This window comes from Flavobacterium sp. CR10 (assembly GCF_055814415.1).
In genome coordinates this window covers 3,989,675-4,011,887 of record NZ_CP185985.1, presented here as the reverse complement: position 1 = coordinate 4,011,887, position 22,213 = coordinate 3,989,675, and the positions used below count along the sequence as shown (strand labels likewise).

The 22,213-nt window shown below is 35.9% G+C and carries 10 protein-coding genes; 3 read left to right on the top strand and 7 right to left on the bottom strand.

Going from position 1 to position 22,213, the window contains the following annotated elements; translation table 11 throughout:
• Positions 1-28 precede the first annotated feature (28 nt).
• Positions 29-1,960, top strand: coding sequence for a glycoside hydrolase family 97 protein (locus ACNRYB_RS17405; RefSeq protein WP_473728091.1), 1,932 nt, complete (start codon positions 29-31; stop codon positions 1,958-1,960).
• A gap of 234 nt (positions 1,961-2,194) precedes the next feature.
• On the opposite strand, the gene ACNRYB_RS17400 is transcribed toward ACNRYB_RS17405, so the two are convergent.
• The 4 genes from ACNRYB_RS17400 to ACNRYB_RS17385 all read right to left on the bottom strand — a co-directional run bounded on the left by ACNRYB_RS17400 (position 2,195) and on the right by ACNRYB_RS17385 (position 13,148).
• Positions 2,195-5,074, bottom strand: coding sequence for a hypothetical protein (locus tag ACNRYB_RS17400; protein ID WP_473728090.1), 2,880 nt, complete (start codon positions 5,072-5,074; stop codon positions 2,195-2,197).
• 158 nt (positions 5,075-5,232) lie between these two features.
• The gene (locus tag ACNRYB_RS17395; RefSeq protein WP_473728089.1) at positions 5,233-6,663 is read right to left on the bottom strand and encodes a hypothetical protein; all 1,431 of its coding nucleotides are present in this window, start codon (positions 6,661-6,663) and stop codon (positions 5,233-5,235) included.
• Between the two features lie 23 nt (positions 6,664-6,686).
• Entirely contained in the window at positions 6,687-11,270 is a 4,584-nt protein-coding gene (locus ACNRYB_RS17390) for a molybdopterin cofactor-binding domain-containing protein (protein WP_473728088.1), read from the bottom strand.
• A 591-nt stretch (positions 11,271-11,861) separates the two neighbouring features.
• Complete coding sequence (locus tag ACNRYB_RS17385) at positions 11,862-13,148, bottom strand: hypothetical protein (RefSeq protein WP_129748353.1); 1,287 nt, start codon at positions 13,146-13,148, stop codon at positions 11,862-11,864.
• Between the two features lie 432 nt (positions 13,149-13,580).
• Here ACNRYB_RS17385 and ACNRYB_RS17380 point away from each other — a divergent pair, with 432 nt between their 5' ends.
• Together ACNRYB_RS17380 and ACNRYB_RS17375 are read left to right on the top strand one after the other, a co-directional pair.
• Positions 13,581-13,748: a hypothetical protein gene (locus ACNRYB_RS17380; protein ID WP_473728087.1), complete on the top strand. Its 168-nt coding sequence runs from the start codon at positions 13,581-13,583 to the stop codon at positions 13,746-13,748.
• 135 nt (positions 13,749-13,883) lie between these two features.
• Positions 13,884-14,243, top strand: coding sequence for a PRC-barrel domain-containing protein (locus ACNRYB_RS17375; protein ID WP_473730250.1), 360 nt, complete (start codon positions 13,884-13,886; stop codon positions 14,241-14,243).
• A gap of 318 nt (positions 14,244-14,561) precedes the next feature.
• Here ACNRYB_RS17375 and ACNRYB_RS17370 read toward each other — a convergent pair whose 3' ends face one another.
• From ACNRYB_RS17370 to ACNRYB_RS17360, 3 genes are all read right to left on the bottom strand, one after another.
• On the bottom strand, positions 14,562-17,081 hold the full coding sequence (locus ACNRYB_RS17370; protein ID WP_473728086.1) for a cation-translocating P-type ATPase: 2,520 nt from the start codon (positions 17,079-17,081) through the stop codon (positions 14,562-14,564).
• 275 nt (positions 17,082-17,356) lie between these two features.
• A complete protein-coding gene (locus ACNRYB_RS17365) occupies positions 17,357-19,387 on the bottom strand; it encodes a transketolase family protein (RefSeq protein WP_473728085.1) in 2,031 nt (676 codons plus the stop codon).
• 13 nt (positions 19,388-19,400) lie between these two features.
• The gene (locus tag ACNRYB_RS17360; RefSeq protein ID WP_473728084.1) at positions 19,401-22,028 is read right to left on the bottom strand and encodes a glycoside hydrolase family 3 C-terminal domain-containing protein; all 2,628 of its coding nucleotides are present in this window, start codon (positions 22,026-22,028) and stop codon (positions 19,401-19,403) included.
• Positions 22,029-22,213: the final 185 nt, after the last annotated feature.

Below are 22,213 nucleotides of genomic sequence, written 5' to 3'. Positions count from 1 at the left end.
AGAACTATCACCTCTAATAATTATATAAATGAAAAAAATGTTTCTTAACCGATCTTTAAGTATGCTGATACCCGCAGTATTTTTTATACTGACAAGTTGTGTCGCTCAAAATGAAGAACTTTCTTTAAAGTCTAAGGACAATCAAAATAAGATTGAACTGTCTTTAAGCCAAGACGGGAAATTGTCTTATAAAGTTACTCGCAAAGACCAAGCGATAATTTTAGATTCGCCTCTTGGATTAAATTTCGAGAACAATGATTTTACTGCAGGGCTATCTGTTGTAAAAGTTTCGCCAATTGAAGAAAAGCGCGAAAAATACGAACTTAAAGTTGCCAATAACAAAGTTGCAGATCATGTTTTTAGAAGCAAAAGTATTACATTCAAAAATAGCAAAGGCGCTTTAATGACAATAGATTTAATTGCAGGTCAAGAAGGTGTTGCTTTTAGATATAAGTTTCTGGAGCAGGAAAAACAAACTAGAATACTTAAAAATGAATTGACTGGTTTTCATATAGCTCAGAATGCAAAAGGATGGTTACAGCCTTATAACAAAGCAGGAGATTATACGCCAGGTTATGAAGATTTTTATATTAATGTCAAACCTGGAGATCCTATAAACGGTGCAAGAGGTGAATCTGTAGGTTGGTGTATGCCCGCGCTTTTTAATGTTAATGAAACTAAAAATTGGGTTTTAATTGCAGAATCAGGAACAGACGGTTCGTTTCCGGGCTGTCATTTAGATCCAGATTCTAAAGACGGAATTTACAGAATAGCTTTTGCTAAAAATGATGAAAAATTCACACTGCCTTTAGCTGATAAAGGAATTGCATATGCTGAATCAAACTTACCTTGGACAATGCCTTGGAGAGTAATTATGATTGGCGACAAAGCAGGAGATATTTTATTATCGACTATGATTACCGATTTGGCTCCAGCTTCTAAAATTACAGATACTTCTTGGATTGAAACAGGAAAAGCGGCTTGGTCGTGGTGGTCACATCCAGAAGATTTTACTCCTGAAATGTATAACAAATTTACTGACGTTTCGGCTTCATTCGGTTTTAAATATACACTTTTCGATGCAGGATGGGAAAAAGCGAACAAAGAAGGGAAAATTGTCGATTATGCATTGTCTAAAGGAGTTCAGCCATTAGTATGGGGATTTTCAGCGGAATACTTTGATCCAGAAAAGAGAAAAAAGAGATTTCAGGAATTATCTAAAATGGGAATAAAAGGTGTAAAAATTGACTTCTGGTGTTCAGATAGGCAAGAAGTTATGGCTGCTTTACAAGGGGTTTTTGAAGATGCGGCAAAAGAACATCTGTTGGTAAACTTGCACGGAACGACAGTTCCAAGAGGCTGGCATAGAACATGGCCTAATTTTGTAACAGCAGAAGCAATTTTAGGAACTGAAAGTTATTTTTATGAGCCAAGATTTCCTGAAAAAGCAGCAGAACAAAATACGGTGCTGCCGTTTACAAGAAATGTAGCAGGACCAGCTGATTACACACCATTTGCTTTAACTTTTAGAAAATATACTCGTTTAAATACAGCTGCACATGAATTGGCTATGGCAATGATTTATACTTCGGGAATTATCCATTTTGCCGATTCGGAAGAAGTTTTCAATTCACTCCCGAATGCATTGAAGAATTTGCTAAAAGAAATGCCTGCAACTTGGGATAAAACAGAGTGCATTATTGGTGAGCCAGGTAAGGCGTTAGTATTGTCACGCCAAAAAGATAATCTTTCTTATGTTGTTGGTATTAATGGGACTAATGCAAATCAGCCGATAACAATTGATCTGAAAAAATACGGAAAAGGTTTTTCAAAATTCAGAATTATTTCTGAAGGAAACGATAAGTTAATGGAATTTAAAGTAGAGACTTATCCTGTAACTTCAAACTGGAAATATAGCTTGGCTCCAAAAGGAGGATTTATTATCCAATTTATTAAATAGCAGAAAATAGAAAATGATCCCCATCATGAATTTGATGGGGATGTTTTTTGTTTAAAGTTCTAATATAGAATTTTTTAAAAAGTAGTTTTTTTTTATTCTATGCATGCTTATGATTTGATTAATTTTTTAGGATGAAAAAAGCTTATATCACTAATTTTACACAGATAGTTATTTTTTTATGAAAAAGCAATCGAAATAAATCAGCCGAGAATTTGGTTCACTCCCCGGATGTAGCTACAGTACTGTTGACCACAAATTAACAAGCGGTATATCAATTTTAATACCAACGCTAAAAATAGTAGCATCAAAAGCTCTTTCATTCAAAAGCTTGACAGAACCATCTGATTCTGTGATGCTTGAAGTTTTCAAAGGAAGGAGCTTACAGCCGGCAAAAACGACAAATGGTGTTTTGCGTAATGCATACATAAAACTAGCGGCCGGGCTAAATACTTCAGAGAAATGGACATCTTTGGAATAGTATTCATTTGAATTCACTAAATAATGGTTTACAATATTACCTAAGTCAATAATATCGATGGTAAAACCCCAATTGTCTGGTTTATTGTTTTTTAAGTTTGACCAAGTATAAGCAAAGCCAATTGGAGCAGTAATGCCTACAGTATATTGTGTTTCTAAAGAAGTTGAAGCTTTAGCCCAAATACGGGAACCTTGAATTCCTACGTAACCATTTAGATCAATTGATCTTGAAACTCTTCGTTTAAGTTTATAAGAGGTAGGCGGTAGTGCGTGGGAGTCAATAACATTTGCAAGATCATCCGCGTTTTTAGTAGCTAAGATATCTCCGAAAAAAGCAGTAAGTTTGAGAAGCTTATCTTGGTACTTAAGTTTAATGCGTTCCTGTTCATTATTTATCTTGGTGTTTGGAACAAAGCTGAATTGCTGTCTAATCAGTGAGTTCAATAATTTTTGGCTGTCTAGATCTCCATTTTTTTGTTTATTATCTTCCATTAAAACAAAGGCTTTCAGCATAAAAAGAACGGTTGAGTTTTTAATTTTTAGGGATTCGGACAATTGAGCAATGGTTGTGTTAAAATCTGGAGCTATAGTTTTGATAAGTTCGTCGTTACTGTTTTTTTTGTTTGGTTCAATGAATTTGAGAAAGGTTCTTATTCGTGCAAAATTTTGCAATACACAGATAGTATCCGTTTGATTTCTGACCATGTACAAATTTTGATTTTCAGGTTTGTTTTTCAAGTAATATTTAACGCCAGAAATTGCAAAATAAAATTCTCCATCTTTATAATTAAATTGTGTAGCATCATAATACATTTGTAAATGAGTATTAACTTTATCAGTTATTTTTATTTTATCAATCATTTCCAAAGTTTTATGAATGGCTTCTGAATAATTTTTGTTTTGAATGTTCTCATAAATAGAAATGCCCTGTTTTAATATTTCAATAGTATCTTTATTAGGGCTTATATCTGTGCTTAGATATTGCCTATAATCTAAATTATCGATAATCTGAAGTGTATTTTGCCATACATTATAAAAGTTGTCATTTTGTCCATTTTCTTTTTTTTCTAGTGTTTTTTGGTAATCTTTATTCACTTTGTCAAATTGACTAAGAGATAATAACAAATTACCTACCCATTTGGACAACGGTTCTTTGCATTCATTAAATTCATCATTGAAAAAACTTGCGAATTTTTCATTGCCGTATTTAAGTTGGATTAACTGTCCTAGCGTGCGCCATTGTATTTGAGTCATTCCGCTAATTTCTTCATAAGATAACAATCTGTAGTTTTTCTCTCCATTTACTAAGTCTATCGCAAAAAGTTCATTTGTAATAATGTATAAAATAGAAATAGAGTTTTTAAGCAATTCCTTCATTTGATTTTCATTACCCCTTTCTAGAAAATCATAATAAGGGTTGGTGTAAAAGTAACGGATGATATCTCTATAGTTGTACTTTTCTGCCACTAGGCGGTTGATATCATAACCGAAAGTTGTCGATGTAAGAAGAAGTTCTGTCTTTTTGAAATTATTTTCAAGAATAAAATTTTTAACCCAGCTGCTGTTTGCTAGATTTATAGGCATTTTAACAAAATCGGAGGCGATTGCATAACGCCAAGCCACACTGAAGTTAGGAGTTTTAAAGTCTTCTAAGTTTTCGATCAATCTGATTGTCTCTGGAAAGGCTTCATAAATAAGTGGGTTTTTCATGTTTTCACGGATTTTGTCCATAAACCAAATTGCAGTTTCCTGCTGTGCCCTTTTTGCTAAAAAGATAGCCATAGCGTTAATCATGTCAGATTCTGAGGGTAGACTATATGTTGGAGTGCCTGCCCGCTGTTCAGCGGTCTGTATCATTGAATTAATATGAATTTCTTTTTCTGAATTTGTAATGTCAGGATTAGTAAGATTTTTTAATTCAATATGAAATGTTTTATCATATTTCAAAGCATACATATCAGCGTATTCATATACGTTTTTATTGAATTGCTGGTGTTTTGTGTTATACTCATCGGTTAGTATTTTTAGTCTAGCAATTTCTTGTTCAATCTTTTTAGAACTAGATAGTTGGTTGATTTGTACCTTCTCCAAGAAAATTTTATTTTCAGCATCCAAAATGCTTAAAGAGCTAGTGTCTTGTGCTTCTAGATGAGTTTTATAAGTGTTTAATAAAGAAATCTTAATTTTAATACTATCATTTGCTGATTTCCCAGCCCTTATTTCTTTGCTTTTTTCTTCAAGAGAAATTAGTCTATCAGTCAAACTAGCAATTTTATCATAATCAGAAAAGTCATAAACGCTAAATTTTGAAATGATATTTTTTTTTATTAGTTCGCGCTGAATTCTATCATTATATAGAAAAGCACCAATATAGTTTGTTTCCTCTGTTTTCTGGGGGGGACTATAATTTAAAACTAAGGAATCAGCTTTAGTTGCAGATATGGAAGAAATTAACGAAGCGTAAACTTTACTTATTTGTGGAGAACTTAAGTTTTCCGAGGTTATGTATTTGCTCAAATAATACAGATTATATACTGGTAGTTCATCATTTGTCGAAGTAAGAGTATTAGACACGGTCTGTCCAAATGCCAGATTTACTGCAAGGCATAACATAAAAGGAAGTAAAGGTATTTTCATGACTCTAATTTTGGTTAGTTATTTTCTTGAAAAGGTATTTTTGGAAGGCAACTTTGAATTATTAGTGTTCCATTTTTTTAAATTAGTCGGTTATTTATGTTGTTTTTAATCTTGCCTGTCTTGTTAAGGCAGGCAAGATTTTAATTTTAAGTATGAAATTATTTGTTAGGGGCAATGTCACCACGGCGAATAGGCACATGGACAGCTTTGTACTGCGACGCAAATTTTCCGTTTTCTGAAGCAGCTTTAGCAGTAAAGAAATTCTCTAAAGCAATAGCGACCTGGAAAGAGAAATCGGTTGAATATACATTCGGATCCATAGAAGTTCCGCATTCTATATTCTGAAACCACTCCATCCATATTTTTCCTCCTCCTCCAGCAGGTGGGTTCACGCCTCCATCTGGAGCGGCATTAGGCGGAACAAGTGATGTCACCGCAGGATATTGAGCTGCATTGTGGCAAGACATGCAAGAAACCGTATTAAGATCGGCAGGACCGTCTAATCTTCCATTCCATCCAAGATGTTGTGGAGGCAGATTTGGACTTTCGAAAATTACTGTCTCTTTCAAATCTTTGTTTACTTCAGTTTTAATTGGAGGATAAGGTGATGTTTTGTTAATCTTGTTTTCAGGATCATTTCCCCATGTAAGTCCAACAGGCACAAGATTCATCAATTTGTTTTTCTTATTGAGCTTACCATTGTAGCAAAAAGTTCCAAATACCCATCCAGTTCCCTGAGGATTGCTTGGACTTCTGTCTGCTCTAGGATCGCGCACAGAGATATCCATCTGCAAAAGGTGTACATCAGAAACTACTCTCTTATCAGATTTCCAGAAATTTTCGGTTATATAAGCTTTCCAAGTCAATGGATTAACTAGGTAGTCTACGAAATCTGTGCCTTTTGGCGCATCGGTGAAAAGCAGTTTTATGAAGACAGTACCCGTTGGGAATCCGCCATTATCATAACGTTTGTCCAGTACTTTTATATTAGGATTTTGTGGAGATTTCCACATTTTACCCATAGCATAACCAGCTTTATCATTGATAAGGGTGATGGCATAAACAGAATAGTCACCTTCAATTCCTTTAAGGCCAGGGCCTAATTGAAGAGGTCCAAGAGGCGCTTCTTTAATTAAACCATGAAAGCCTTCCGTACCTCCGTTTGGCGGATAAGCATTTGGGCCTTCAACACTTGGATGTAGCCATGGAATGTGGTACCAATTACGAACTTTGTTTTTGTATGGATCCCATTCCTCAGTATTTCCTTCAAAACCATAGTCGCGTACAGCTTCGATATATTTTAAAGGTTCTTTCTTGAAATCTATATCAAGAAATTTTGGCATTTCTTCTGGCAATTCAGTTGGGAAATCTGTTTTTAGACGAAAGATCGGCTGATCAGAGTATTTATCTCTGTATTCCTGAGGACTTACCATGTAACCGAAGTCAGGAAATCCATCCTCTTCATAATTTTTCTGTTCCAATGCTGCTAGGGCAAGGTTCTTTTTTTCTGCGACAGGTTCTTCGCGTTTCTTGTCGCAGGAAGCAAACAAAATGGAAATTGCTATAATTAGCGGATTTAAATGTTTCATAAATTGAAGATTGGGTTAATAGTTTATTTATTGGCTAAATTGTTTTCAGTAATCTCACAAGCTCTGCGTACTTCCTGCACAGTAGCAGGAGCATCTAATCGAAATAGAGGAGATAGGCCACGCTCTACTCTTGAGGCTCTTATGGCATCTTTTATAGCAAAAAAGACACTGTTGGCAAGCACCAAAGGAGGTTCTCCTACCTCTTTGGCTGAAAATATCTGGTTAGGATCTTCAGGAATGCTCTGAACAGACTTTTCATCCCTTGGAAAAAGATAGGTATTCATTTCTAACGGAATTGTGGTTATAGCAGGAATTTTGTAACGCCAAGTGTTAGTTGAATTTAAACGTCCGATATCCGGACCTTCTGTTTCCGATACTAACTTTTCAGTTAATAGATATCCAATTCCTTGAACGAAAGCGCCTTCAATCTGTCCTATATCAATTGCAGGATTCATACTCCATCCCATATCATAAATAATATCAGAGCTGATGATTTTTACTTCACCAGTAAGGATATCTACTTCAGTTACAGAACATGCAACTGAATAAGTGAAACCCACAAAGGAATCAACACCGCCACCAAGTGAAGCATCTTTTATGCGTTCTACACCTGGAATATTTGGCTGATCTTTTTCGGTTTTAAATGTCATGGCAGGAATCTGTATTTCGCCGCCTTTTATTTTAGCATTAAAAGTGGCGATAAGATTTACCCTTTGAGAGGCGGCTAAACTGATTAGATTTTGCCATATCATGGCTTTATTTCCTGGATTTGGGGTAATTTTTTTAGCCCAACCTTTATTTTCGCCTGCGCCGTAATTCCAAAAATCTATATTTTTATTTTTGCACCATTCTTCGCCATTTTCATTTAGCATCTGATAGCCAAATTCCATAAGCCTAGATCGCATTTCCTCGCAGGTTTGTTTTACGGCTTCGCATGAATAAGGAGTTCCTGTAGAACCTCCAGTACTTGTTGGGTTAGGAGTGATGCTTGTATTTACATTGTCAATGAATATCATTTCCATTGGAATTCCCAACACATAAGAAGCTACCTGCTGTGCTTGTGTAACCAGACCTTGCCCAATTTCAACGCCACCCTGATGAATTACCACGGTTCCATCAGCTGGATTAATAGCCACAACAGCCGCTGATTGTTCCAGCATAAGTAAATTGTATCCTGACCCATATTTTACAGGAATCATAGAAATCCCCCTCTTAAACCATTTGTTTTCTTTGTTGAATTTTTGGACTTCTGCATATTTTTTTTCAAATTTTGAAACTTCTTTAGCGTAAGCCCATACCTGTTTCATGTAGCAGTAAGTAAGTGCCTGACCAAATGGAGTTACATCTCCGCGGTCATAAAGATTTTTTTCACGCAGATCTTCGGGTCTCATATTGATAGAAACAGCAGCATCATCAATGGCATTTTCTACAATATTTTTTCCTTGTACATCCCCAAAGGCGCGCATCGCTGTGCTAGGTGCGGTATTGGTTCTGCATACATCGATCTGGCTTTCAAAGTTTTTAATTCTGTAAGCATTGTCTGTACGCAACTGGATGCAATTGGAAACAATAAAAGAACAGTCATAAAAAGCACCGCCATCTCCCCACATTTTGAGCTGGAAACCATGAAGTATTCCTTTGTTTTCAGGTTTATATTCACCAGTGTCCACAGCAATTTCGTATTCACCATAATAAGCATGTCGTTTTCCTATCATAGCAGTATCTTCGTCACGCGGCATGGCTATTCTAACAGGCTTTTTCACAGCTTTCGCGGCAATAGCAGCAGGTCCGGCCACAAAACGAGTCTGTTCTGTTTTTCCTCCAAATCCACCTCCAACAGGCGGTACATTTACTTCTACTTGATGATGATACACTGCTAATGCCGAAGCAACTGTATCGTGCATTCCTCCAGGACTTTGAACAGATGGCTGCACTTTTATTCGGCCTTCATCTATAGGAGTTGCAATACAAGCTTGCGGTTCCATATAAAAATGAGCCTGTCCGCCACAAAGCTGTGAAGAGTTAACCACTAGGCATGGAATATTGTCTACTTTCTCTTTTCTTTCAGTTATGGATTGCTCACGCATTAAAGTTTCAAGTTTAGTTGGCTGCTCTTTTGTCCAATCAAACTGGCTTCCTGGACGAGTTATTTTCCAGATATGAGATATAAATGGAGTTGTAGTGGGCGCGTCGGGAAAGATGCTTTCTTTTTTGATTGCATCAAGAAAATCGAAAATAGGTTCACTCCATTTTCCTATCCAAGGCGTTCCTGGTTTTGTGTACTGAATATATTTTTCTGAAACCTCCGTAGCAATTCTGATTGCTTCCTGTTCGTTTGAAGCGAGTACCATAGCAATAGATTGACCAACATAACTCACTAGTTCTTCTGCAAAAAGTGGCTGGTCATTTCCCATTCCTTGATAATTACGTCCTCCGTTTTTAACATTTTCATAAGTTATGATATCACTAAAAGCAGGAAACTCTTTTTTAAGGTGTAGACGCAATTCTTCAATCTCAACTTTTTTATTATTTACTGCGAAAGAATAATTCATCAGGGCTTTTCGGCTTTGCACAAATGCTCCGTTTAAAGTTTGAGGAGGCACTGGAAGCTCATGTGTGTAATGAATCTGTCCTGAAGTCTGATACATGGCCGTAACCTTGATATAAGGCTGTGCAACTGGCGCTTTGTAATCTTGTGTTTTATAATGCTGGACACCATCGCTTGCAGGCCATTGGCTCCATTTATTTTCAGCCGCCGAAGTTAGGTTTTCTGGAATTTGGACTCCTTTAGCAAGTAGAGCGTTAATAATAGATTTGTAAAAAAAGGATACAGCTAACTGCGTTCGGTATTCTTTAGTGAAATCCTCATTAGGAACTTCTCTCATGCGCTCTTCCTGAAGATCGAGTTCTTTTCGTACTTCTTTTGCCAGAATTGCCGAAAGTGTAGCAGCATCTTTGAGTTCCAACTTTTTATTTATCATCGCTTTTTCAGTCTCTGTTGCTCTCCACGGATATGGAGCAATACCGCCCAGAGCAATTATTGCCGACTCCATAATCTTTTGATTATTAATTTTGAAATTAGTAGTAGCATTTACAATACTGTGCGCATTTACCTCACGAAGTGCCACTTTTTGAGCAAATACAATAGCATCCGAATTTTTCAACGGAATCTCATACGAGCTAAGAACAATATTGTCCGCAAGTTTTGAATCTTTTTTTATCGCTTCTAGAAGTTCTTCTGTTGTTTTTGTATAAGCTTTAAATTGACCATCTTTTTCTAATTGGAAATAACTGATTTTTATATCTAAGGCAAATAAGACAGTAAAAAGATCTGATGGAAATGGCTCGCCTGTGCCTTTTGGAATATGTTTTAGAACGAGCATCGTGTTTCCGCCAATTGTGGCAGCGTTACGGACAATTCGCCCAGCGGTTCTGCGTGCCATATAGTCTAATGCTTGTAGCGAAGTAACATCCGATTTGGATTTGCTTTTGGCACCTTCTTTTACTTCAATATATTCAGAAAGTATTTCAATAAAGCTGCTATAAGTAGTACTGGCTGATAGATGAATATGATCTTCGGTTATTTTATTATTCTCGTTTAATTCTGGAATAAATCGAATGTCAGCGTAAACAGTATTTGGCAGATACTCATTTTTATAAATTCCGTAAGAGGTGTTTGCGTGTACCAATCTAACGTCTTTGTTTTCTTTTAGAATTTCTGCAAGTTCCTCTAGTGTAGTGGGAGCAGCCCATCGGTTGGTAGAAACACCCATAGCCGAATTTTGTGCTTCTTTTGGGAAAGGTATTTCTAATTTACCAGGTAATTGGGCTTTACCCACAGGATCGAGCATGCAGGGCATCCTCTTTTCCTCATCATCCTTACTCCAGTCAGAAGCAAAAGTTTTCATTCCTGTAAGAATAGAACGATATCCTGTACAACGGCATAAATTACCGTCAAAAGCTTGTTCAATTTCTTTTTTGGTGGCGTTTTTATTATTGATTATGAATTCTGACATATTCATGACAAATCCTACGCTGCAGTAACCGCATTGGCTTCCGTTGTTAAGCGCCAATTGATAGGCGACTGGGTTTATCCCTGTATGTGTTTCTTCAGATGGAAAATCAGAAATATTTTTTATGAGTTTTATATCGGCTGTACTGTTTCCGTCTTTAGTGGCACGGGCAACTTGTTTTAGGACAGCAAGATGTTTAACTCCCGCTTGCTTTTCAGCCTCTTCCAATACTGGAGAATAATCTTCACCTGGAGGAGCAGGCATGCGGGTTGAGCTGGTTTTTTGTACAAAATGTTCTGGATCGGGTTTTCGGGCAGCTCCAGTTCCTTCAATAGTAGTAATAGAAAGGCCTCCTATAGAACATACGGGTCTTAGGCACGAGTTTATTGCCAGATGATTGGGTTTCTTTTCTTTATTATCCCATTCTGATAAGATAACTGTGCATCCACCGCAGCCCCCTTGTCCGCATGGTTTCTTTGGCCCGCAAAGAGCGACTTCGGGAGATCTTAAATAATCAATTAAAAGTAAATCAGGAGAAGGGTTCTCTATAACCGTAGGTTTCCCATTTAAAAAGAAATTTACCGTGTTTTTCATAGTAGCAAGAATTGATTTGGTATTTTGATTTTTTGATTTTTAATAAATGGAATAAATCAATATGTAATTCAACAGTAACCAGACAGGAAATGCTAGACGTATTGCATACAGATTTTTTTTGGCGCAGAGTTGTTTACTGCTATTGAAATTTTTCTGTCATGCATTTTCACAACAGGATTTCAACAGTATAGGAGTATAGAAATAGGGGATTTTAATAATGGTTTATCTTAGAAGAATATAACATTGGCTTGTCTAGAAACATTTCAGACAGTAAAATACATTAATCTGTAAATATTCGATTATTAAATCATAACAAATGTAAGACGACGTTTCAAATTACAATCAGGTAGTAATACGTGTTTTTTTAAGATAAACCCTATAAAATAGTTCTTGCAATAGGGAATTACTATATTGGGTAAAGAAAAGTAATCTGCAGTTTTCAGTAGTTTTGTTATGAATGATGAACTTCAAGGTGTAATCTATCTATCTATTTAATTAATGGAAAAAGATTCTTAGCTGTCTGGTAGATTTGGATCAAAAAAAAAAGGAAACAGTAAAGACTGTTTCCTTTTGATTATAAGATGGTTTTATTTATTTGCCACTAGATGCAGTTATTTTTCCTAGCTGTAGTCTGTAGTCTGGTCTTCTTGCATTGTAGATATCTACAAAGGTCTCTTTATTATCGGTTTGAGAATACACATTAGAGAAAATGCTGTTGCCATACCAATTTTCCAAATCTGAATTGTCAGAGCTGTTCTCCGTAAAGATGTTGCCAGTACATTGGTTGAAAAACATCTCTTCAAATTTGATCTTTTTCAGATTATCATTATTCATTTCAGTTTTGCTGTCCAACAATACTGCAGGATTAAAGCCTGATACAACACTTCTTTTCAATTCCAGAGCAGTATTTTCGCCAACATAAACAGCTTCTTTTACTAAACCAGCTTGGATATCGGCTTTAATATTTTCGCTATCATTAATAAGAGTAATGTTAGAAGCAGAAACGAAAGTCGATTTTCTAGTGAAATCTGTTTCGCTTTTCTTTTCATAAGCTTTTACCTCTAGACATCTTGAACCGTCTTTGTTACTTGATAGGTAAGAAGATCTCACTGCAAGTGAATTGAATAGACGACATTGCGCTCCTTGAGTGATTTTAAAATCATCATTGATAGATTTGTAAGAAACTAACTGTGACGCATTTAAATCTCCACCGTAAAAGGCAAAAGAATCGCCTCCTGAGAAACTTACCATAATGTTTTCTAAAACGGTTTTATTTCCTGCTCCAGCAACTGTAAGTCCGTTAAAGGTGTCTCCTCCTTTTACTTTTCTACCAGCAAATTCAATTCGGATATATTTTAAGATTCCTGAGCTGCTAGCTGTATTGTTGCCTCCATATACGGTAAGGGCAGGATCAAGATCCATGCTATAAGAGCCCGCGCCACCAAATTTATTTACAGGTGCATCACCTAAAACCACTACGCCACCCCAGTCGCCTGCTTTTTTCATGCTTGCATTTGAGGTAAATATGATAGGATCTGTTTCTTGGCCTTCTGCCATGATTTTAGCTCCTTTTGTGATAATTAGAGTTCCTTTGCTTGCTGCATCCCCAATAATAACTGTACCAGGATCAATAGTAAGAATGGCATTATTGGTTACATATACATTACCTTGAAGAATGTATACGTTTTTTTTCATCAGTTTAGTATTCTGAGTGATATTACCAGCTAGAATCTGATTTGCATCTTTAGATTCGGATTTTTGAGGTTTAAATTCTGTCCAGTTGTCCAACCAGTTAGCATATCCGATAATTCCTTTTTCTTGTTGTGCTTTTGCCGCTGTCGCTAACAGTAAACAAATCATTAGAGTAATTTTTTTCATAGTCTTGGGGCTATTAGTTATTACATTTTTTTGGCGCTTCTGAATCTAGTATTACTGTTTATAATTTTGCCAAAGCAGAAAATAGTAATGGCAATAAGAAACACAGATTTTTATTTTTGGAAGAGCTTATAGCAAATATACGCAAAAGATTAGACTTTATGGGGCTTTACTAATATTTAACATTTGTTGAAATGATTATCAGACAAAAAATAAGCTAATTTTTCTATAAGAAATTGTAATACAATGCCGAGAATCATGTCGGTGTTTGTTTTCTCTTTCTAAAAGGGATTGATTTAGACAGATTTTCTTGCATTTCTATGCTACTGGAAATTGTATAACATCTGCTTGATATTAAATGCTTTATGAACTTTTTTGGTTTGTAACTTTATGATTAGGTTAAAAAATCAATTATCAATAATAAAAAAGAAAGTTATGGCAGAAATTAAAATTGAAAAGAAGAAGCCTATTTGGTCATGGATTCTAGCCCTGCTTTTGATTGGTGCAATTGTATACTACATCTTTCTAAGAGACGATCAGATGCAGGATACAAATAGAACAGAAATCGAAAATTTTACTCCAACGAATACTATTGGAAATTAGTTCTGATTTGAGTTATAAAATACAATTTATAAAATTAGCAGAGAACATGGAAAGTAAAGATAGGAATTTATACATGCTCGATGAGCTTTCAGATTATAAAGTAGCCTCGGACATTCTGATGTAAGAGGATGGAAAATCGTACATGCCGATAATCGAACGATAGGTACCGTTGACAATCTCCGGGTAAACAAAGATATGCAGCGCGTTGTGTATCTAGGTGTAAAAGTCGATAAGACTTTAATTGAGGATAGTCAACGAGAGGTTCATGAAAATATAGCGGATGCAAATGAAAAAGAATTTATGTACCGTGATGGTGACAGTCATCTTATTATACCGATTGGTTCGGTGAATATTAATAAGGATACTAAGATTGCAATGGCAAGAGGTATTGGATATGATATCTTCAGAAGGACTGGTCGCTTCAATACACAGCAGCGATTTGACCGAAATTATGAAAGGGCGGTATTTAAATCGTGCTATCCGGATATTGATTAAGGTTTAGGTTATGACAGTGATGATGCTTTTTACAGTCGAAAAGAGTTTGGAGAGCGTTAAATACAATTTTTAGTTTAAATACTCTGATTAGATTGATTTTATTAAGAGGTTAAAGTTGAGATCAGATGTCTGAGGATATCATGTCTTTTTATTGGTCTCACATTCGGGTTTAAAACCCTGCAATTTATTGCATTGCTTTATTAATGCGAAAAAATATAAACTTTTGACTTTTTTTTGTTTTGATAAAAAGTTTAAAATTGAGAGACTTTTATTCTCTCGTCAAACAAACCTGTACACTTTCAGTTCAGAGTGGTTTAGTCATTTATGGTTTGTTTTTTTAAATCTTAGCCTTTTAATGAGTTTGTATGCTTCGAACCATAATACAGATATTGAAGCAATAATAACTGCTAAACCTAATTCTCTTATAGTGAGTCCCGTTAGATGGAAGAATTCAGATAAAGGATCTATATATAAAATGGCAAATAGTATAATAAGTGTTGAAAAGCTGAAGACAGGAAAAAGAATGTTTTTATTTTTGAAGCTTTCATAAAGACTGTAATAAAACGAACGGTTGGTAAGACTCAATAAAATATTGGCAAAAATTAATGTACTGAAAACCATTGCTCTAGTTTTTTCTTCACTCCCGCCATTTTGAACTGTATGTTGATAAATAAATAGAACGCCACCTGTTATTAATAATCCTTGAATAATACTGATAGAGAGTTCCTTCCAATTGAGAAAAGTGTCGGTCATTTTTCTCGGTTTATTTAGCATTGTATTGCGTTCCATAGGCTCATTTTCATATACAATAGAGCAGGTTGGTCCCATTACCAGTTCTAAAAAGATAACGTGGACTGGCGTAAATATCTGTGGAAATATCCAGCCTAGAAACAGGGGAAGAGAAACGGTAAGTATAATTGGGATATGAATAGAAATGATATACTGTACGGCTTTTTTTATATTAGCATAAATTCTTCTGCCTGAAGCAATGCCTACAATTAATTTATCCAGATCATCATTGGTAATTACTAAAGCCGCCGCAGCTTTAGCAATCTCAGTTCCTTTACTGCCCATTGCCACACCTATATGAGCTGCTTTGAGAGCTGGCGAATCGTTTACGCCATCTCCAAGCATAGCGACAACTTCCCCTTGCATTTTTAGTGCATTTACGACAGCAAGTTTGGCATCAGGAAACATACGTGTGAAAAGTATTTTTTCTTCAGCTGCTTTTAGGAGCTGTACTTCCGAATATTCCATTATGTCTTTTCCTTCTATGGCTTGAGAGGTCTGTTTTATTCCTGCCTGTAGTGCTATGCTTCTAGTTGTATCTATATTGTCTCCAGTAATTACTTTTACTTTTATTCCTGCATTATAGATATGGCTAAAAACATCCTTAATGCCTTTTTTCGGAGGATCATAAAAAATCACTAGCCCAAGAAAGTCAAACTTGAAATCCTGTTGCTTGTCGGGATAATTAGTACCATAAAAATCTGATCTAGCCACGCCTAAAATTCGAAATCCTTGACTGCCAAGGTTCTGAATGATACTGCGTACCTTATTTTTTTCATTTTCATTAAGTGCCGAAACATTAAGAATAGCTTCAGGCGCACCTTTTGCTGCTATAATCCGTTCCTTTTCTGTGTTTTCAAAAAGATGCGTCATCATTGGAGGTTTGCCTTCAAGCGGATATTCGTGTATCATTTGAAAATCTTGACGTCGATCGTCTCTTTGTGATAGCTCATACAAACGATGCAAGTTTTTTTCCATTGGATCAAATGGCACAGGCTCGCTACTCCACATGGCATAGTCAATAATTGTAGATAGGTTAGGATTATTAAAATCGTTTTCATCAAAAATTTTGTCCGATGCAAAATTGTAGATGTGTTTGAGCTGCATCGTATTTTCTGTGATAGTTCCAGTTTTATCAGTACATATAACCGTTGTACTGCCCAATGTTTCCACTATGTTGCTACGTTTGACAATAATTCCCTCACGCATTAGCTTCCATGCACCCAATGCCATGAAGGTAGAAAAAGCTACGGGAATTTCTTCTGGCAGAACAGACATGGCAAGTGTCAGCCCATTGAGTAGACTGTCTAGAAGGTTATCTGTGTGATAGTAATTAATGATGCATACCATTACAAATATAGCAATCCCTATAATAGCCATTCCCTTTACAAATAGTGCTATCTGTAGTTGTAAAGGCGATGTTTCTTCTTTTATTTCTGAAATAGAAACGCCTATTTTGCCTATCCGCGTTTCTTTTCCTATTTTTTCGACTTTGATTACGGCCAGTCCCGAAACAGCTAAAGTTCCACTGTAAACGTTATTGTCATCACTTTCATTGCTTTTAAAAACAGATAAGCTTTCACCTGTAAGAGAAGACTCATTCACAGAAAAATCATTGCTGTGCATAATTTCACCATCAGCATTAATCATCTTACCTTCTTCAATAATACAGAGATCTCCTATAGTAATTTCATGAGTGGGGATTTCAATAACATATGAGTTTCGGATAACTTTGCTTAAAGGTTCATTCAGTTTCTCTAGTGCTTCTAAAGCTTTTCTACTGCGATTATCCTGATATAATGAAATGGTGGTAACCGCGGCGATGGCCAATAACATAAAAATAGCCTCACCGTAATCTCCTACGATGACATAAATAATTGAAATAGCAAACAACAGCACAAGCATGGGCTCTTTAATTATATTCATAAGAAGCTCCTGCCACGTATTTTTATCAGCACTGTTTATCTGGTTGTAACCGTATTTTTTTTGTGCAACAGTTACTTCGTTATCGCTAAGTCCTTTGAGATGTTCAGGTATATTGTAAGACATAGATAATTAGGTTAATCCGATAATGATTTTTAAGGGATTGAAATTTAGTTGATTAATGCCTAATGTAATAGAAAATATAGTATAAATATAATGAATAATGTTGGAAATCAGTGTTTTGGGAAGTTAAAGAAACGATGGATGTTCCTAAAGCTTCATTAGTTCTTGTTTTTTAATTGTTTTTAATCTGAAAAAAGAAATACAACATAAAACGAAAAAGGTTTAAAAAATATTGATATATATTTTAAACCTTTTTAATACTTTAATTTAGCTTATCGTTAAATTTCTAAATACTTCAATATTTTAGTGCTAATATTTTCAGCTGTAAAACCGAATTTTTGATCTAAAACTGAAGCAGGAGCGGAGTAGCCAAAATGATCTAATCCGTATACAATTCCTTGAGAACCTGCTAAACCTTCAAGATTAATAGGAAGTCCGGCAGTTAAACCGAAAACCAGACCGTCTTTTGGAATTATACTTTCTTGATATTCTTTTGGTTGAGATCTGAAAATGCCCTCAGAAATTATAGAAGCAACATTTATTTTTAATTGCTTTGTTTTTTCCAATTCAGAAGCCGCTTCTAAAAGAGTGGCAACCTCAGATCCGTTTGCAATTAAAGTAAGATCTGGATTTTGGGTTTCTTTAATTAGATAACCGCCTTTTTTAGCTTGTGATGCCGTCTCGAACTTTGGATCCTTGTACGGAAGATCTTTGATGTTTTGTCTTGAAAGGATTAATGCAGTAGGAGTTGTTTTATTTTCAACTGCCATTTGCCAAGCTACCGAAGTTTCAGTTGCATCAGCTGGACGCAGTACCAAAAAGCTTTGATGACCCGAATGGTTTTTAATTTTTTCTAAAAGTCTGATCTGAGCTTCTTGCTCAATTGGCTGATGCGTTGGTCCGTCTTCTCCAACTCTAAAGGAATCGTGAGTCAACACATATTTAACAGGAAGCTCCTGAATTGCAGCAAGACGCATGGCTGGTTTCATATAATCAGAAAAAACAAAGAAGGTAGCTACTACAGGAATTACGCCGCCATGCAGAGCCATTCCGTTTGCAATTGCGGCCATTGTAAGTTCGGCAACACCAGCTTGAAGAAATGCTCCGCTAAAGTTACCTTTTTGCATCACTGATGTCTTTTTCAAGAAACCGTCTGTTTTGTCACTGTTAGACAAATCGGCAGAAGAAACAATCATGTTTTCTACTTTTTCAGCCAAATAACCTAAAACCTCCGCAGAAGCATCGCGTGTTGCGGCATTAGCCTTTTGAGATATAGAGCTAAAATCCATTTCAGGAAGTTCTCCGCCGAAAAACTGCTGGATCTTTTTAGCAGATTCAGGATTTTGACTTTCCCAAACCGAGATTTTTGATTTTCTTTCTTCAGCATCCTTAGTTTTTTGTTCTAAAACTTTTTTATAATGGTCTTCAACGCTGCTGTAAATGGCAAAAGAATCTTTTGGATCAGCGCCCAAGTTTTCAAGTGTTTTTATAAAATCTGCTTTTGTTGCTCCGATAGGTTTGCCATGAAGTTCGCATTGTCCTTCGTATAATGTCCCGTCAGAAGTAACACAGCCTTTTCCCATTATTGTTCTTCCAATAATAAGCGTAGGCCTTTTTAATTCGGCATTTGCGGCGTTTAGTGCAGAGCGTATCTGAGTATGATTGTGAGCATCAATAGTAATGACCTTCCATCCCCAAGATTCATATTTTGCGGCCGTATTTTCACTCGTTACTTCGTCGGTCATAGAAGATAATTGCACATCATTAGAATCATAAAACATTATAAAATTGTTTAATCCTAAATGTCCTGCAATCCTTCCAGCTCCCTGCGAAATTTCTTCCTGAACACCTCCATCTGTTATAAAACCGTATATTTTATGATCAAATAAATTATCGAATTTTTCAGATAGAAATTTAGCAGCAATGGCAGCTCCAACGCCCATAACATGCCCTTGTCCCAACGGACCAGATGTGTTTTCAATTCCTCTCTTTACATCAATTTCTGGGTGACCTGGTGTTACAGACTCCCATTGTCTGAAGTTTTCAAGATCTGTTTTTTCATAATTACCCAAAAGATAGTACTGAGCGTACATTAAAGCAGATAAATGCCCGGCATCCATAAAGAAACGATCTCTGTAAATCCAGTTCATTTCAGTTGGATCATATTTTAGATATTCAGAATATAAAATATGCATAAAATCTGCTCCTCCCATTGATCCTCCAGGATGTCCAGAATTGGCTTTTTCAACCATTGATATTGCTAAAGCTCTAATATTATCGGCTGATAATTGGTCTATTGTCTTGTTCATTACTACTAAATAATTATTTTTCTATTTCTAGAGTTTGAGTTATTATATTGGTTTTTGTTTGATTTTTTTCATCTGGCTGAGAGCCTCCAACTGCTATCTGAATTTTGCCTCCATACTGTTTTAAGCTTCCGTCTTCTGTCACATAGGAAAGATCTTCTGGAGAAAGATTAAATTTGACAATAGTACTTTCGCCAGGTTTCAAATTAAATCTTTCAAAGCCTTTAAGAGTTTTTAAAGGCGCTTTTATTGAGGTGTTTTGATTAATTATATACAGCTGAGAGACTTCTTCTCCTGCTATCTTTCCTGAATTTGTTACTTTGACAGAAATAGTAATTGGCTGTCCTTTTATTATTTTTGATGAAGTTTTTAATTCACTGTATTTGAACTCTGTATAACTTAATCCATAACCAAAGCTGTATAATGGAGTGCCTTTAAAGTAACGATATGTTTTATTATCCATTTTGTAATCAACAAAAGAAGGTAAATCAGAATCGTCTTTATAAAAGGTTACCGGAAGCCTTCCGGCTGGATTATAGTCTCCAAAAAGGACATCGGCAGAAGCCGTTCCAGCAGCTTGTCCGCCGTACCAAATATTAAGTATTGCTGGAATATTTTCTGCTTCCCAAGGCACAGCAATTGCACTGCCAGTCATCATTAGGAAAACTACTGGTTTTCCAGAAGATTGAAGTATTTTTAGAAGTCTTGTCTGTACTTCTGGAAGCAGGATAGAAGTGCGGTCTCCGCCATTAAATCCAGGCGCGTCAACAGGCATTTCTTCTCCTTCAAGTTGAGGTGAAATACCTCCAGCGAAAATGAAAACATCTGCATTTTTATGGCGTTCAATTAAATTATTGAAATCTGTTTTTATAAAATTCCCTGTCTGTAGAGATACTTCACCTTTTCCTTCACCTTGCCAGTATTCTAATACTAGCTTATATACCGTATTTTTCTTGGTTTGGAGTTTGTATGTTTTTTCTCCCCATCGGTTTTTGTCCCAAGCGTTTATGGCTTCTTTTCCATCAATTATAAATCTGTAGCCGTCATCTGCGCGAATTTCAAAAGTAATTGCGCCGTCTTCATCAGCTTTAAAATTTGTAGTATAGCGTGCTGAAAAATGATTTGCTTTGATATTTTTGGTAACCATTTCTCCTTCTTGCCAGAAATTATTTATTTCAGATTCTGTTCTAGTCGTTTCTGGCTGGCCCGATAAGGTTTTGTTATTGAAATAGTCTGCCTTAAAACCTTGTTTTCCTTCATAAGAATATTGATTTTTAAGATCTTTGTAAACTAGCAAAGTATCATTTGTAAAGTTGATGGCTTTTTCATAAACTACTTCGGTTTGTGGTCCAACTTTTTCTTTAATGCCTTGTAAAACTGTTGTTAGTTTGGAAGGTGTCCCGTTGTAATTGCCAAGTATAGAGATTGAATTATCTGCATTTGGACCTAGAACAACGATCTTCTTCAGTTTTTTGCTTAATGGAAGTGTATTTTTATCATTTTTAAGCAATACTATAGATTGTCTAGCCATTTTTAAAGCGTGATCCTTGTGTTCATCAGATTCTAGAACTGAATTAGGAGTTTGCGCATATTTAACCATTGATACAGGATCAAACATGCCTAGTCTGAAACGGATCATAAAAAGACGTTTTACGGAAACATCAATTTGTTTTTCAGTGATTTGACCATTTTTAACAGCTTGAACAAGCGATTTGTAAGCATCTGTTCCGCAATCAATATCTGTTCCATGAAGTACTGCATCGGCTGAAGCTGATGCAGCATCAGGATGTGTTTTATGATTTTTGAAAAAGTCATCGATGGCCCAGCAGTCAGATGTGACATAACCCGTAAAATTCCATTGATTCCTTAGAATATCATTCATCAAAATATCGCTGGCACAGCACGGCTGTGTTCTAAATGCGTTATAGGCACACATCACCCCTGCAACTTTAGAGCTTGTAATTAACTTTTTAAAAGCAGGCAAATAAGTGTCCCAAAGTTCGTATGGGGTTACATCCACATCAAAAGTGTGGCGTAGAGATTCTGGTCCGCTGTGTACCGCGTAATGCTTTGCACAGGCCGCAGCTTTTAGGTATTTAGGATCATCTCCTTGAAGACCTTTTACAAAAGCATCTCCTAGCATGGCTGTCAAATAGGGATCTTCTCCATAAGTCTCTTGTCCGCGTCCCCATCTTGGATCTCTAAAAATATTAATATTTGGAGTCCAATATGTTAGCCCTAGATAACGTTCGTTTGTTCTTTTAAGTTCAACCGCTTTATTGTAAATGGCTCTGCCTTCTAAAGCAGAATAATCGGCCATTTTGAAAAGCGAGTTTTTATCGAAAGTAGCGGCCATGGCAATTGCCTGAGGGAAAACGGTTGTTTTAAAGGGAGTTCTTGCAACGCCGTGAAGCGTTTCGTTCCACCAGTCATAAGCAGGAATTCCCAGCCGTGGTATGGCAGGTGCCGCATTTAACATTTGCGCTACTTTTTCTTCCAATGTTAATTGGCTCACCAAGTTTTCCACTCGTTCTTCAAAACTAAGATCAGTATTTTGAAATGGAAATTTAGGGTCTTTGTTTTGTGCCGTACACCAAAGCGAGATTAATACCAGAATTTGATACTTTAATTTTTTTGTTTTCATATGAATAATTTTTACTGATGTTGCGAACTGATGGAGTGCTGTATTTTATTAAAAAATAAATTGCAACCGATTGTGTAAAGAAAAGAAAAATATTTTAACTTTAGATCATTATTTAAAAAATAATGCCTTTTTACTGTGGTATTGATGATTTTTTATGATAAAAATTTCATTTTATATTGATTTTC